This is a genomic window from Allomuricauda sp. NFXS6 (genome assembly GCF_040148835.1).
Lineage (GTDB): Bacteria > Bacteroidota > Bacteroidia > Flavobacteriales > Flavobacteriaceae > Flagellimonas.
Window position 1 is genome coordinate 25,285 of record NZ_JAGEMG010000015.1, and the last position, 14,154, is coordinate 39,438.

Here is a 14,154-nt window from a genome sequence, read left to right on the forward strand (position 1 = left end):
CAGGTTGAGCCTGTCGAAACTGATATTGATTATCAGTAGGTTGAAAATATTTCGACAAGCTCAATATGACATTGCCTTACTTTTTAGACACCCTCTTTCTGTTTCAAATGAACACGCTTTTCTCCATAATAGTTCCAGTTTACAATAGGCCCGAAGAAATTCGGGAACTGTTGGAAAGTCTTCGACAACAAGATTTTCAAAAAGATTTTGAGGTGGTCATTGTGGAGGACGGGTCTACGGAACCTTCGGATAGCATTGTGGAAAGGTTTCGGCACAAACTCAACATTTCCTACTATTCCAAGGAAAACTCAGGCCCCGGAGATTCCAGAAATTTTGGAATGAAAAAGGCGAAGGGGAATTATTTTATTATTCTGGATTCGGATTGTATTCTCCCCAAACAATATTTATCAGAAGTTGATAAGGAGCTGAACAGGTCATTTGTGCATTGTTTTGGTGGCCCTGATGCTGCCGATGCATCATTCACCACGGTGCAAAAAGCCATTAATTATGTAATGACTTCATTTTTGACCACAGGGGGTATCCGTGGCGGTAAAAAGGCGGTAGGTAAATTTCAACCCCGTAGTTTTAATATGGGGATTTCCAAAGTTGCGTTTGAAACAGCGGGCGGTTTTGGCCAAATACACCCAGGCGAAGACCCGGACCTTACTTTTCGCATATGGAAAGCCGGGTTTGATACAAGATTGTTCCCCAAGGCATTTGTGTACCATAAAAGACGCATTGACTGGAGCAAATTCTACATTCAGGTGAATAAATTCGGGATGGTTCGGCCCATACTCAACAAATGGCATCCTGGAACCGCAAAACCTACCTACTGGTTTCCTACCTTGTTTATACTGGGGTTGGTCACCGCTTTAACGCTATCAATTTTTGGACTTTGGTTGCCTTTAATGTTATATGTGTTCTATTTTTTCATATTGTTTTTGGATGCACTGGTCAAGAACAGGAAGCTTGTGGTGGCTGTTTTGGCCATATTGGCCGCTTTGATACAGTTTACGGGATATGGAATAGGTTTTTTCAAGTCCACAATGTTGCTTAACTTTAGTAATAAGAATCCAGAGGAACTGTTTCCCAAACTATTTTTCAAGAAAAAATAAAAGTGTTTAAAAAGGTATTGAACGGCCTCAATCAAAAGAAAGCGAAAGTATTTTCGCTATTCCTGCTATGCTCCTTTTTGGCTTGGTTTATCAGCAACCTTTCGGAAACGTACGAGTCAAGGGCCTATTTTACGCTTAATTATAGAAATCTTCCCGACTCGTTATTGTTGGGTAAAAATTCCAACAATCAAATTGAAGCCAAACTCAGAACCAGCGGCTTTCAGTTTTTATACTACAAGGTTTTTAAACGCCGCATCGATATTGATGTTTCCCAAGTTAAATTTCAAAATGGTGGTTATGTAATGAGTGAAGAAGCATTGCGGAGGCAAATCGATCAGCAGCTTTCTCAAAATATTTCTGTCTTGGATTTGGACCGCAGTGTATTGGATGTGGATTTATATCAAGTGGACTCCAGGAAAATACCCATTGAACCTAAGTTGAACATACAGCTTCAGCAAAATTATATATTGGATGGTAAAATCAAAACCTCCCCTGATTCGGTAATAGTGAAGGGCCCAAAAAACGAGATAGATACGATAGAGACCATTAAAACAGCACCCATACAGTTAACCAACATTAATGAAGATTTTTCCAGCGAAGTGAGCTTGGTTTTCCCCAAAGGCTTGGAAAACAGTATTTTTTCAGTGGGTCGAGCAACCGTAGTTGGTAAGGTATCCAAATTCTCCGAAAAGGTTTTTGATGTGCCCATTCAAGTTTTAAACATACCCGAGGGATATCAAATTAGAACCTTTCCCAATTCGGTAACCGTGCTGTGCAAGGCCACCATAGAACGGCTGAAGGAAATATCGGCTTCAGATTTTGAAGTGGTCGCAGATTACGGTCAATTGGATGGGTCGGAGAGCAGTAAACTGTTCTTGGAGATTACCGAAAGTCCGCAAAAAGTATACGACATAAAGCTGGAAGAGAATACCGTTAACTTTGTTTTGAAACAGCAATGATGATAGTTGGACTTACAGGAGGAATTGGCAGTGGCAAGAGCACTGTGGCCAAAATGTTCAAAGAATTGGACGTTCCCGTGTACAATTCCGATAAGGAGGCAAAACTGTTGATGGAAAACTCAGAAGAAGTCAAATCTGCGATTATAAATTTATTGGGGTCGGAATCTTATGGTGATGAAGGGTCGTTAAACCGGCCTTACATAGCCAATAAAGTCTTCAATGATCCAGAATTACTGGACAAACTGAACGGAATAGTGCATCCGGCGGTGCGGGATCATTTTTTAAAGTGGGCCCAAAACCAAAAATCACCCTATGTTGTGCAGGAAACCGCACTGATTTTTGAAAATGAAGCCGAAGATAAGTATGATTATACTATCTTAGTAACAGCACCTGCCGAAATACGTGTTCAAAGAGTAATGGATAGGGATAGGGTGACCAAGCAAGCTGTTGTTGATCGCATGAAAAATCAACTGGATGATGATCAAAAGCTTGAACTCGCCGATTTTTCGCTCAAAAACTTTGAATTGGACAAAACCAAAAGAAAGGTTAAAGAACTACATCTCAAACTTTTAGCATTAGCATCAAAATTTTAACATTTATGTTAAGTTTTGGTTAAACGCTAAAATTACTAAATGTTAAATTTTTAATTTTACGCCGATGAACAAGAAGCTATTCGTTCTTCTGGTTGTTCTTATGAGTTTATCCCTTTTAGGGATAATATTTGTGCAAGTTTATTGGATACGTACCTCCATAAACGATAAGGAAGAACAATTCTCAAGAACAGTCACGGACATTCTGGATAAGGTTGCAAGTAGGGTAGAGAAGCGGGAGATGAAGGAATATTCAGATCGTTTGGCCTCTCTTGCAGACAGTATAGGTGAGCCCAAGAGCACACAATACAAGAATTTTTTGTTTGTAGACCGTGATTTAAATTCTGATGAGATTCTTTTTTATTCCCACGGAATCCTCGAAGAAGATTACAATATAACCTCAGCGTTCTTTGATATAAGTCAAGGTGGTGAAGATACTACTACCATAAAAAATTTTACCAGCAAACGTACAAAAGCGGTTTTCAAGGAAGAGTATGGACTGGATGGCAAGAGCTATAGCCTCACGCCGATACAGCGTGCAGAAAAAATCGGAGGTCTAAGCAGTATTGATAAAGCCGCGTGGGAGGATGTTTTTATGGAAGCTGCCAAGACACGTCCAATCCATAAACGTGTTTCCAAGCAAGAATTGGAACTGTTGCTCAGTCAGGAGTTGAGCAACAGAAATATAAATACGGATTATGAGTATGGGGTGTATAGTCAAGGTTACCCAACCAAGATAAGGTCCAGAAAATTTAAATTTTCCGGTTCCAAAATGTACAAAGCTCCCATTTTCAAGGATAGCGAGGGGGTTTCGAACTTTTCCTTGTTGTTGACTTTTCCGAGTATGAAGAAGTACATATTTAGCTCAGTAATGGGAATGGCGTTGCTGTCCTTGGTATTTACATTGGTAATTGTGTTGGCATATTCCAGTGCCATTTACCAGTTAATCAAACAAAAGCGGATTTCCGAGATCAAGTCAGATTTTATCAATAATATGACGCACGAATTCAAAACACCAATAGCGACGATAAATCTAGCAGTGGAAGCGATTCGAAATCCAAAATCCATTGAGGACAAGGAAAAGGTATTGAGATACTTGGGCATGATTCGTGATGAGAACAAACGTATGCACGCTCAGGTTGAGAATGTCTTGAGAATATCCAAACTGGAAAAAAATCAATTGGACATTAGCAAGGATAGGGTAAACATGCATGACATAGTAACCGATGCCATTGCCCACATTGATTTGATCGTGCAGGATAGGGGAGGGTATGTCAACGCCCACCTTGATGCCGAACGGGCCGATGTGTTGGCCAATGAGATGCACATGACCAATGTGATAGTAAACATTCTGGACAATGCGGTAAAATATTCCCCGGAAACACCCAAAATTGATGTGTACACCGAGGTAGCCAAAAACAGCATTATTATAAAAGTACAGGACCACGGAGCGGGAATGAGCAAAGCCGTACTTAAAAAAGTATTTGAAAAATTTTACCGGGAGCATACCGGCGACATACATAACGTTAAAGGCCATGGATTAGGTTTGGCCTACGTAAAACGAATTATTGACGATCATCAAGGTGAGGTTTATGCAGAAAGTGAAAAAGGAAAAGGAAGCACTTTCTATATAAAACTCCCTTTAATTTAAAAAGCGAACTATGGATACCGAGAAAAAAAAGATATTATTGGTTGAGGACGACCCAAATTTTGGAATTGTCCTTAAAGATTATTTGACCATGAACGATTTTGATGTCGTTCTGGCCAAAAATGGAATGGAGGGTTTTGAGAAGTTCAAAAAAGACAACTACGATGTGTGTATTTTGGACGTAATGATGCCGTACAAGGATGGATTTACACTCGCAAAGGAAATCCGTGAGAAGAACGAGAACGTTCCCATTATCTTTTTGACCGCCAAGACTATGAAAGAGGACGTTCTTAAAGGGTACAAGGCAGGCGCGGATGATTACTTGAACAAGCCTTTTGACTCTGAAGTACTTTTGATGAAGCTAAAAGCAATCCTACAAAGAAAAGCATCTGGCTCTCTGGCCGACAGCAAACAATTTGAGTTTGAAATCGGAAATTTCCACTTAAACTCAAAGTTACGATTCCTAAAATATAAAGAAGAGGAGCCCATTAAACTATCTCCAAAAGAAAACGAGTTGCTACGTTTGTTGGCACTTCACGAAAACGATTTAATGCCAAGGGAATTGGCGCTGACCAAAATCTGGAGAGACGACAACTACTTTACCTCAAGAAGTATGGATGTGTATATCGCCAAGTTGAGGAAATATCTCAAAAAAGATGACTTGGTAGAAATCCTTAACATTCACGGAGAAGGCTTCAGGTTGGTTGTAAAAGCTGAAAACGAGCAGTAGCAAATCGCTCAAATAACTAATAAAAGAGACTGTCTAAAATGTGAGGTTTCGTCAACCTGAACTTGATTCAGGTTCTCATAGTGATTTGTTTATCAGTATGATGAGATTCTGAAATAAATTCAGAATGACGTGTTTCAATACTTTTTAGGCAGTCTCTTTTCTGCTGAAAAAAGGGGTCTTTAATCGTAAAGTTTTTTTATTATTTCCCTGACCATTTTGGCAGGAGTGTTGTCAATGGAGACAGTGATTGCTTTGGACGGGGCTTCCAAAGTATCAAATTGTGACTGCAACAGTTGGGCAGTCATAAAATGATTTTTTCTTTTATCCAATCTGGATTTTATAAGTTCAAAAGACCCCTCCAAATAAACAAACATCATACAATCTCCCATTCCAGCTCGTAAAAGGCTCCTGTAATTCTTTTTTAGAGCGGAGCATGCGATAACCGCGCCTTTATGCCGATGTTCTATGGCCAGTTTATTTAGGGCAATGAGCCATTCTTTTCGGTCTTCATCGTTCAAGGGCTGGCCCGAACTCATTTTTTTTACGTTGGCTTTGGGATGAAAGTCATCACCATCATAAAAAGGTCGCGAGAGTTTTTCCGAAAGCAGTTTTCCGATGGAACTTTTACCGGAACCACTGACTCCCATAACTACAATCACAGTTTTACCATTAGGCATAAAGGTTGGTTTTTAGTTGGTCTGTGACCATTTGTAGTACCTGGTTTGGCTCACCATCATAAGGTATCCACAAAATGCCATTATTTTTTCGCAACCATGTCAGTTGCCGTTTCGCAAATCGTCTAGTATTCTTTTTGATTTCCGAAACAGCAAATTCTAATGTGGACTGCGCTTCAATATATTCAAAAAGTTCCTTGTAACCAACTGTTTGTAAGGCATTGAGTTTTTTGTGTGGATAGAGCTTTTTGACCTCATTCAGCAATCCTGCGTCCATCATCAGGTCAACGCGGGTATTTATTCGGTCGTAGATTACTTCCCTTGGCGCATCTATCCCAACATAGAGTGTTTTAAATGACCGTTTTGGTTTGGGGAGGTTCAGGAATGAGGAGTATGGTTTGTTCGAGGCAATGCATACCTCCAAAGCTCGAATCAATCTGTGCGGATTGTCTAGATCAACGCTTTTGTAATATTTTGGGTCCCGTTGCTTTAATTCGTTTTGAAGGGGCTCCAATCCTTCTTCTTCCAGCTGCTGATTTAATTTTTCCCGTATTTCGGGGTCAACTTCGGGAAACTCATTCAACCCAGATACAACCGCATCAACATATAGTCCGCTACCACCGACCATAACAACTATATCCTTCTTCAAAAACAAATCATCCAATAGGTTGATGGCCTCTTTCTCAAAATCTCCTACGGAGTAGGGTTCAAAAATACTTTTATGTTGGATGAAATGATGTGGGACCTTTTTCAATTCTTCTTTGGTCGGCACAGCTGTGCCTATTTCCATTTCCTTGAAAAATTGTCTTGAGTCGGCAGAAAGTATTTCAGTATCAAAATGATGGGCCAGTTGAATGGCCAATGCGGTTTTTCCAATCGCTGTAGGCCCCACAACCGTCAATAAAACTTTTGTGCTCATAATGGGTGTCCGCAATTATAACAGTGGGTGGCGTCGTCCCTATGGCCCTCAACAGAGCAACTGGGGCAGGCCTGGGTATTTACGTGCACTAAAAAACCTTTATCATCATCATTTTCTTTTTGGTTGTTTCTATTTCGCGCAAATTCTGCGGTAACAATTCCCGTGGGAACAGCAATGATACCATAACCCAAAATCATGATGACAGTGGCCAAAAATTGTCCTAGGTTGGACTGTGGCGCAATGTCCCCGTAACCCACTGTGGTTAGGGTAACAATAGTCCAATAAATACTTTTTGGAATGCTGGTAAAGCCAGATTCATCCCCTTCCACAATGTACATAACCGTTCCCATGATAACGGATAGAATCAAAACCACATAGATAAAGACTGCAATTTTTGCCCGACTGGCCTTTAAAGCAGACTGCAACTGGGAAGCTTCGCCCATAAACTTGACGAGTTTCAATATCCTGAAAATCCGAAGCAAACGGAATGCCCGTACCGCCAATAATACTTGTGAGCCAGCCAAAATGTAGGAAAGATATAATGGAATAGTGGATAAAAAATCAATGATTCCGTAAAAACTGAAAACGTACTTTAATGGTTTTTTGATACTTATCAATCGGGCAATATATTCCAGGGTAAAGAAAATTGTAATCACCCATTCAAGGGTCAACAGTGTTCTGTGGTACTTCTGATCAAATTCATCAATACTCTCCAGCATGACCAAAACAACACTGATGATGATAAGGATAAAAAGAACAATATCGAACAACTTACCTGATGGAGTATCCGCTTCATAAATGACTTCATGAAGTTTGTTTTTCCATTTTGATAGTGGTTTGTGCTCTTTCAATGATCAGGAGGTTAACGGTATGGTTTTTAGTCGGTTATTTTTTCTCAGATAGGTTTCCACAATAAATGTAGTGTTTTCATCGCTTCGTATCGGCGTCATAATCGATTCCAATATAGGAATATTATTGATTTGATGGTTGAGTTCCACATAGCCAAACCCTTGAAGACAACCATTTTTGATCAAAATAAAACTACGTTCCCCGGTTTCCCTACCACGATCGGTCAATGCAATACTCTTTTTTCGGATGCTGTATTTTTCAAAAGCAGAAAGCACTTTTTGATTGCAATCCGATGCAGTAAGTTCAGTTTCTCGGTGTATGCACACTTCATCTTCCCGCAATGAGCAAGGGCAAAGTTCAAACTCATCGGATAGTTTGTTTATAAAGCTTTTGGCTGCATTTGTTCCATTGAAGGCTATTTTTTTATACTCGAGTGCTCGGTTTTTTTCGACGCCCAAAACAATATGTTCAGTTCCGTTTTGGCTAAAATCCACGGTGTGCGTAAAGAGTTTTTTATTAGAAACGTGATTGTATCGGGGTTTGTTTTTTTGCTGTTCCAAATAAGCCTTTAAAATAGCAATTAGCTCACTGCCAGTGGTTTCGTAGGTGACCTTCTTTGTTTCTTTTTGAAGTTTCCTTGCCAATTTACCTACATTGGTAAAATGCTGGTTCACCCTTTTTTTGATATCCTTGGTCTTGCCTAAAAAGATGATTTCCCCGTCTTTATCGTGCATATAGTACACACCTGTTTCCGATGGAAGGCTGAAAACCATATCCAATTGATTTGGCGAAAGTTCCCCATGCGTTTCCTCGCGAATAATCTCGGTAATGATTCTTTTGTCCGAATCTTTGTCCAACAATAACTTGAAGAGTTTCAAAGTAGCTAGGGCGTCTCCGTTGGCACGGTGTCTGTCACTCATCGGGATTCCGAGAGAACGCGCCAATTTTCCCAAACTATGGGATTCAGCCTCTGGAATCAGTTGTTTGGACAGATCTACCGTACAAAGCGTCTTTCGTTGAAAATCGTACCCAAGTCGTCTGAACTCTGTACGAAGAATGCGATAATCAAATTGTGCATTATGCGCTACCAAAACCGTTCCTTCGGTAATCTCCACAATACGCTTGGCCACTTCGTGGAACTTGGGCGCCGAACGCAACATTTTGTTGTTGATGCCCGTAAGCTTCGCCACAAAAGGCTGTATTTCTCTTTCTGGATTTACCAGACAAATGAATTTATCAACTACCTGATGCCCATCAAATTTGTGGATGGCGATTTCGGTAATGCCTTCCTCATTATATTTTCCTCCCGTGCTTTCAATGTCGAGTATAGCGTACATGGAAAATGAATGGTTTATGAATAGTTTCTAGCCCCAAATATACTGCTTCCAATCCGTACCATGGTGCTACCCTCATCAATGGCAATGCTATAATCCCCACTCATGCCCATGGAAAGGATGGTGATATCGGAAAGTTTTGCTTTTAGTGCATCGAACATGGATTTAAGCTGGGCAAACTCTCTCCTCACTTGATCCATATCGTCCGTAAAGGTGGCCATGCCCATCAACCCAACAATTTTGATGTTTTCCATAGCCTTGAACGTATCAGACTCGATAAGTTCTTCCAGTTCTGCTTTGTCCAGACCAAATTTGGTATCCTCCTCGGCAATATGGATTTGAAGCAGACATGGAATTACTCGGTCGTGTTTTTTAGCCTGTTTGTTGATTTCCTTCAACAACCTTGGGCTGTCCACCCCGTGGATCAAAGAAACAAACTCGGCCATGTATTTGACCTTGTTGCGCTGCAGGTGGCCAATCATGTGCCATTCGATGTCCTTGGGCAAATCTTCCCATTTTTGGACCATTTCCTGCACTTTGTTTTCTCCAAATACCCGTTGCCCTGCCTCGTAGGCTTCCAAAATATCCTCGTTGGGTTTGGTTTTGGAAACGGCGACCAAAGTAACTTCGTCGGGAAGTTCTGATTTTATTGTATTGAGATTATCTTTTACGGACATAGTTTAACTGATGTCATTCCGCACTTGATGCGGGATGTTTTTTTGGTTAATGGATTCCTGCTTTTTTATCCTGTTTATGAACGGGGGCACAGGAATGACAATAGTAATACTCGATGTGCATTTTGATAATTTTATGGTTAAAAACCGTCAGTTCGAGTGATTTTGAGGAACGAAAAATCATATCGAGAACCTTTTTAGATAAAAATTCTTTTTCTCGATACAAATTTCACTCATGCTGTCGTGAAATCCACTCGAAATGACGAATTTTTCATCAAAATGTACTGTGTTTTAAAATTTACAATTCATAAATAGCTAGCCCACTGCGGAGCTTAGGCTCAATATACGTGCTTTTTGGGGGCATTACCAAACCTGCATCGGCAATTGCCTTAATTTCTTCAATAGTGGTGGGGACTAGGCTAAAACCAACGGCGTAGTTGCCGGAGTCCACCAAATCCTTCATTTGTATGAGGTTGTTCTTTCCATAACCATAGCATATCCGTTTGTCATTTCTTAGATCGGAAATGCCCAAAATAGGCTCCAAAATCGTCTTGTACAGGATTTGGGTGTCCAATCGGCTCAATGCATCCGTAAATTGGTGATTCGTTTTTCGAAAATGAAGCGTATAAAACTCACCCTCCAAATACATGCTGAACTGATGTTTTTTGGAGGGCTTGCACAGTCCATCCTCTCTTTTTTCTATACGGAAGTGTTCATCTAGTTTAATCAAGAACTCTTTTTTGGAATATCCATTCAAGTCCTTTACCATTCTGTTGAACTCAAAGACCCTCATCTGCGATTCTGGAATCAGGTAGGCCATAAAATAGTTGTAGGCTTCCTCACCTGTGTGGTTCTCGTTCTGCGACTTTTTCAGGTCCGCCAACAAACTCGATGAGGCACTGCGGTGATGTCCATCGGCAATATAAAGCGCATCGAGGTCGCCAAAGGCCCTTTCCAATTTTTCAATCCCTTCGGGATACGAGATTTTCCAAAGTTTATGGTTGACTCTATCGGTGGTGGTAAAATCGTACTCGGGTTTCCGTTCTATTTTACGCTGAAAGATTTCATCCACTAATTCATTGTCCTCATAGGTCATTAAAACCGGCTCAGCGTTAAAGCCTACGGTATGCAAGTAGTCGGCAAACAACTCTTCACGATCTTGAATGGTGTCTTCGTGCTTTTTGATGACATTGTTTCGGTAATCATCAACGCTGCAAGCACAAAAGAACCCCAAGCTCTTAAAATCATCTTTTTCAATTTGATATAGATAAAAACTTGGCTCCTCATCTTTTTGAAAGATGTTTTCCTCCAAAAACTCCAAATACCGATTGTGCACGAGACCAAATCGTTCTTTGCCTTTGATGTTCTTTTCAAACTTGAATCCCGGGTTGATGATGTGCAGAAAAGAGAAAGGATTGTACTGAAGTATCGCCTTCAACTCCTCTTTGGAATATTCCTCGTAGGAGCGCGATGCAACAAAAAAAACTTTGTCCCTTGTAGGGCGTATGGCCTTAAAAGGCTTTACAATAGCCATGAATTCTTATTTGAATTGAGCGGAAACCTTTTCTGCTTTTCTGGATTCGGAATAATCGTAAAAACCTTCACCTGATTTTACACCGAGCTTGCCCGCCATTACCATATTGACGAGTAGGGGACAAGGGGAATATTTTGGATTCTTGAAACCATCATACATCACGTTCAAAATGGAAAGGCATATATCCAAACCGATAAAATCCGCCAATTGCAGCGGTCCCATGGGGTGCGCCATGCCCAATTTCATTACGGTATCAATTTCTTCAACACCCGCTACGCCATTATATAAGGTTTCGATGGATTCATTGATCATGGGCATTAAAATGCGGTTGGCTACAAATCCAGGGTAATCGTTTACCTCGGTTGGGGTTTTTCCTAATTTTTTGGACAGCTCCATGATGGTTTCCGTGACTTCATCAGATGTACTGTACCCACGAATGATCTCGACCAATTTCATAATCGGTACTGGATTCATAAAGTGCATTCCAATTACCTTTTCTGGGCGTTTGGTGGCCGCGCCAATCTGCGTGATGGAAATGGAGGACGTATTGGTGGCTAAAATGGTCTCTGCTTTGCAGATTGCATCCAAATCTTCAAAAATCTTCAGTTTGATGTCCAAGTTCTCCGTTGCCGCTTCAACAACCAAATCAGTGTTGGAAACACCATCTTTTAAATCGGTATATCTTGCAATATTTGCAAGGGTAGCATCTTTTTTAGCTTCATCGATTACCTCTTTGGCTATCATTCGGTCTAAATTTTTGGTGATGGTTGCCAAGCCTTTGTCCAAGGAAGTCTGTGCAATGTCCACCAGATTGACCTTGTATCCGTTTTGTGCAAATACGTGGGCAATTCCATTACCCATGGTTCCCGCACCGATTACTGCTATTTTTTTCATAGTATGTTATTTAAAATTGTGATCAATTCGAGCACAGTCGAGAGACAACAAGTTAATTTTCAAAAGACTCAATTATTTGAAGGGCGACGCGAAGGGCATTGGTGCCTTGTTCCAAACTTACGATTGGGGTGGTGTTGTTGTTAATGGCCTCTGCAAAGGTTTCCAACTCGTCCAAAATGGCATTGTTTACGTCTATTTCGGGGTTTTCAAAATAGATTTGTTTTTTCAATCCTTCCGCGTTTTGAAGGATCATATCAAAATCCCCAGGCTTTTCGGGTGCGTCCTTCATTTTTACCACTTCCACTTTTTTCTCCAAAAAATCAACAGAAATGTAAGCGTCCCGTTGAAAAAAGCGTGACTTACGCATATTTTTCAACGAAATACGGCTGGAAGTAAGGTTGGCGACACAACCATTTTTAAATTGAATACGGGCATTGGCAATATCCGGCGATTGACTGATTACGGAAACGCCGCTCGCATTGATTTTTTCCACTTCTGATGGCACCACGCTCAATATCGCATCAATATCGTGGATCATCAAGTCCAAAACTACGGGGACATCCGTACCTCTGGGATTGAATTCCGCCAAACGATGCGTTTCGATGAACATTGGGTTCTCGATTTTGTCTTTAACGGCCAAAAATGCAGGATTAAAGCGTTCAACGTGTCCTACCTGGCCTTTTACACCATGTTTTTTGGACAGCTCCAGTAGTTCTTCGGCTTCTTCAAGTGTATTGGTAATAGGCTTTTCTATGAAAATGTGCCTTCCTTTTTCGATGGCTTTTTTGGCACAATCAAAATGCGACAAGGTTGGTGTTACAATATCAACCACATCTACAGCGTCTATCAAATTGTTGATGTTTGCGTAATGGGAATAACCAAATTCGGCGGCTACTTTTTTAGCATTGATTTCGTCTGGATCATAAAATCCAACGAGTTCGTATTTGTCCGATTGGTTTAAGAGCCTTAGGTGAATTTTCCCTAAATGTCCTGCTCCCAGGACACCAACTTTTAGCATATTACCTGTTTTTGTCAAAAATACGGATATGATGTCAGTTTCCATAAAAATTTGAACGGAACTACGGGGATATTTGGGGGAACTTTATAAATTCGTGCCACCAGACTACAGACGATGAAGGATACGCACAAGCACAAGGGAATGCGCAATAATTTGGCCGAGATTGTTGCCACCAAGGGAGTTACGGACAAAAAGGTATTGGAAGCCATAAAAACCATTCCAAGACACTTGTTTTTGGACAGCGGTTTTGAAGACCATGCCTATCAAGACAAAGCATTTCCCATTGGTGCCGACCAAACCATATCCCAACCATATACCGTTGCTTTCCAAAGTGAATTGTTGGAGGTGAAACCCAATGCCAAAATATTGGAGATTGGTACGGGAAGTGGATATCAAACTGCAATTTTATTGCATTTAAGAGCGAAGGTTTACACGATTGAGCGTCAGTTGGAATTGTTCAAGACAACTCGCTTGTTCTTCAATAAAATGCATTACCGTCCCAAGAAAATGATTTTTGGCGATGGGTACAAAGGATTGCCCGAAGAGGCACCTTTTGATGGCATTATTGTGACTGCGGGCGCTCCCGAGGTGCCAAGACCGTTATTGTCCCAATTGAAAGTAGGGGGCAGGTTGGTAATTCCTGTTGGCGTGGATGAACAGATTATGACCTTGTTCGAGAGAAAGTCAGAAAAAGAGTTTGAGAAAAAGGAATTTGGCTCTTTCCGATTTGTTCCTTTGCTGGAAGACAAAAATTAGTTGTTAAAACTTTTTTTGATTCGGTCCAAGTTGCGCTTGCTGTCCCGACTTTTAATGGTTTCGCGTTTGTCGTATAGTTTTTTACCCTTGGCTAGGCCAATGTTCATTTTGGCTAGACCTCTATCATTGATAAAAACTTTGAGCGGAACAATGGTGAGGCCCGTGGCGGCCACCTCCTTTTGAAGCTTTTTTAGTTCCCGTTTGTTGAGCAACAATTTACGTACAGCCTTGGGGGCGTGGTTAAAATGACTTGCGTGGCTGTATTCATCAATCTGCATATTGACCACAAAAAGTTCGCCTTTGTCATTGAATTCACAAAAGCTTTGTGAAATGGAAGCTTTACCCAATCGGAGCGATTTTATTTCGGTACCACCCAAAACAATACCTGCCGTATAGGTGTCCAATATTTCGTAATCAAATCGGGCTCTTCTATTTTTTATGTTGATATTTTTCTGCATCG

The 14,154-nt window shown here is 40.8% G+C and carries 15 protein-coding genes; 6 read left to right on the forward strand and 9 right to left on the reverse strand.

Annotated features, from left to right (window positions below; translation table 11 throughout):
• Nucleotides 1–107 precede the first annotated feature (107 nt).
• From J4E06_RS17085 to J4E06_RS17105, 5 genes are all read left to right on the forward strand, one after another.
• A complete protein-coding gene (locus tag J4E06_RS17085; RefSeq protein WP_349525215.1) occupies nucleotides 108–1,115 on the forward strand; it encodes a glycosyltransferase family 2 protein in 1,008 nt (335 codons plus the stop codon).
• A 2-nt stretch (nucleotides 1,116–1,117) separates the two neighbouring features.
• On the forward strand, nucleotides 1,118–2,074 hold the full coding sequence (locus J4E06_RS17090) for a CdaR family protein (RefSeq protein ID WP_349525216.1): 957 nt from the start codon (nucleotides 1,118–1,120) through the stop codon (nucleotides 2,072–2,074).
• Nucleotides 2,071–2,667, forward strand: a complete 597-nt coding sequence (gene coaE, locus J4E06_RS17095; protein ID WP_349525217.1) for a dephospho-CoA kinase — start codon at nucleotides 2,071–2,073, stop codon at nucleotides 2,665–2,667. Before J4E06_RS17090 ends, coaE begins: the two co-directional genes overlap by 4 nt.
• 64 nt (nucleotides 2,668–2,731) lie before the next feature.
• Nucleotides 2,732–4,315 carry a sensor histidine kinase gene (locus tag J4E06_RS17100; protein WP_349525218.1) on the forward strand — a complete coding sequence of 528 codons (1,584 nt, stop codon included), beginning with the start codon at nucleotides 2,732–2,734 and terminating at the stop codon, nucleotides 4,313–4,315.
• 10 nt (nucleotides 4,316–4,325) lie between these two features.
• Nucleotides 4,326–5,042, forward strand: coding sequence for a response regulator transcription factor (locus J4E06_RS17105; RefSeq protein WP_349525219.1), 717 nt, complete (start codon nucleotides 4,326–4,328; stop codon nucleotides 5,040–5,042).
• Nucleotides 5,043–5,221: 179 nt separating this feature from the next.
• Here J4E06_RS17105 and J4E06_RS17110 read toward each other — a convergent pair whose 3' ends face one another.
• From J4E06_RS17110 to J4E06_RS17145, 8 genes are all read right to left on the reverse strand, one after another.
• Complete coding sequence (locus J4E06_RS17110) at nucleotides 5,222–5,719, reverse strand: gluconokinase (protein WP_349525220.1); 498 nt, start codon at nucleotides 5,717–5,719, stop codon at nucleotides 5,222–5,224.
• Complete coding sequence (gene miaA, locus J4E06_RS17115) at nucleotides 5,712–6,635, reverse strand: tRNA (adenosine(37)-N6)-dimethylallyltransferase MiaA (RefSeq protein WP_349525221.1); 924 nt, start codon at nucleotides 6,633–6,635, stop codon at nucleotides 5,712–5,714. Before miaA ends, J4E06_RS17110 begins: the two co-directional genes overlap by 8 nt.
• A complete protein-coding gene (locus J4E06_RS17120) occupies nucleotides 6,632–7,486 on the reverse strand; it encodes an ion transporter (RefSeq protein WP_349525222.1) in 855 nt (284 codons plus the stop codon). The genes miaA and J4E06_RS17120 overlap by 4 nt, the downstream gene beginning before the upstream one ends.
• A gap of 3 nt (nucleotides 7,487–7,489) precedes the next feature.
• Entirely contained in the window at nucleotides 7,490–8,821 is a 1,332-nt protein-coding gene (locus J4E06_RS17125; RefSeq protein WP_349525223.1) for an exonuclease domain-containing protein, read from the reverse strand.
• A gap of 14 nt (nucleotides 8,822–8,835) precedes the next feature.
• Nucleotides 8,836–9,495, reverse strand: a complete 660-nt coding sequence (locus J4E06_RS17130) for a YggS family pyridoxal phosphate-dependent enzyme (protein WP_349525224.1) — start codon at nucleotides 9,493–9,495, stop codon at nucleotides 8,836–8,838.
• Between the two features lie 295 nt (nucleotides 9,496–9,790).
• Nucleotides 9,791–11,026: a DUF1015 domain-containing protein gene (locus tag J4E06_RS17135; protein WP_349525225.1), complete on the reverse strand. Its 1,236-nt coding sequence runs from the start codon at nucleotides 11,024–11,026 to the stop codon at nucleotides 9,791–9,793.
• Between the two features lie 6 nt (nucleotides 11,027–11,032).
• Entirely contained in the window at nucleotides 11,033–11,920 is an 888-nt protein-coding gene (locus tag J4E06_RS17140; RefSeq protein WP_349525226.1) for a 3-hydroxybutyryl-CoA dehydrogenase, read from the reverse strand.
• Between the two features lie 52 nt (nucleotides 11,921–11,972).
• Nucleotides 11,973–12,938: a Gfo/Idh/MocA family protein gene (locus tag J4E06_RS17145; protein WP_349525264.1), complete on the reverse strand. Its 966-nt coding sequence runs from the start codon at nucleotides 12,936–12,938 to the stop codon at nucleotides 11,973–11,975.
• A gap of 114 nt (nucleotides 12,939–13,052) precedes the next feature.
• Between J4E06_RS17145 and J4E06_RS17150 the strand changes: the two genes are divergently transcribed.
• Nucleotides 13,053–13,694: a protein-L-isoaspartate(D-aspartate) O-methyltransferase gene (locus J4E06_RS17150; protein WP_349525227.1), complete on the forward strand. Its 642-nt coding sequence runs from the start codon at nucleotides 13,053–13,055 to the stop codon at nucleotides 13,692–13,694.
• Here the strand turns inward: J4E06_RS17150 and smpB are convergent.
• Nucleotides 13,691–14,152, reverse strand: coding sequence for an SsrA-binding protein SmpB (smpB, locus tag J4E06_RS17155; RefSeq protein WP_349525228.1), 462 nt, complete (start codon nucleotides 14,150–14,152; stop codon nucleotides 13,691–13,693). The two genes, J4E06_RS17150 and smpB, sit on opposite strands and share 4 nt — an antisense overlap.
• Nucleotides 14,153–14,154: the final 2 nt, after the last annotated feature.

Excerpts from the sequence above, each read along its gene's own strand:
- J4E06_RS17085 (WP_349525215.1), top strand. The coding sequence starts at position 108 with ATGAACACGCTTTTCTCCATAATAGTTCCAGTTTACAATAGGCCCGAA.
- coaE (WP_349525217.1), top strand. The coding sequence starts at position 2,071 with ATGATGATAGTTGGACTTACAGGAGGAATTGGCAGTGGCAAGAGCACT.
- J4E06_RS17100 (WP_349525218.1), top strand. The coding sequence starts at position 2,732 with ATGAACAAGAAGCTATTCGTTCTTCTGGTTGTTCTTATGAGTTTATCC.
- J4E06_RS17105 (WP_349525219.1), top strand. The coding sequence starts at position 4,326 with ATGGATACCGAGAAAAAAAAGATATTATTGGTTGAGGACGACCCAAAT.
- J4E06_RS17110 (WP_349525220.1), bottom strand. The coding sequence starts at position 5,719 with ATGCCTAATGGTAAAACTGTGATTGTAGTTATGGGAGTCAGTGGTTCC.
- miaA (WP_349525221.1), bottom strand. The coding sequence starts at position 6,635 with ATGAGCACAAAAGTTTTATTGACGGTTGTGGGGCCTACAGCGATTGGA.
- J4E06_RS17125 (WP_349525223.1), bottom strand. The coding sequence starts at position 8,821 with ATGTACGCTATACTCGACATTGAAAGCACGGGAGGAAAATATAATGAG.
- J4E06_RS17130 (WP_349525224.1), bottom strand. The coding sequence starts at position 9,495 with ATGTCCGTAAAAGATAATCTCAATACAATAAAATCAGAACTTCCCGAC.
- J4E06_RS17135 (WP_349525225.1), bottom strand. The coding sequence starts at position 11,026 with ATGGCTATTGTAAAGCCTTTTAAGGCCATACGCCCTACAAGGGACAAA.
- J4E06_RS17140 (WP_349525226.1), bottom strand. The coding sequence starts at position 11,920 with ATGAAAAAAATAGCAGTAATCGGTGCGGGAACCATGGGTAATGGAATT.
- J4E06_RS17145 (WP_349525264.1), bottom strand. The coding sequence starts at position 12,938 with ATGCTAAAAGTTGGTGTCCTGGGAGCAGGACATTTAGGGAAAATTCAC.
- J4E06_RS17150 (WP_349525227.1), top strand. The coding sequence starts at position 13,053 with ATGAAGGATACGCACAAGCACAAGGGAATGCGCAATAATTTGGCCGAG.
- smpB (WP_349525228.1), bottom strand. The coding sequence starts at position 14,152 with ATGCAGAAAAATATCAACATAAAAAATAGAAGAGCCCGATTTGATTAC.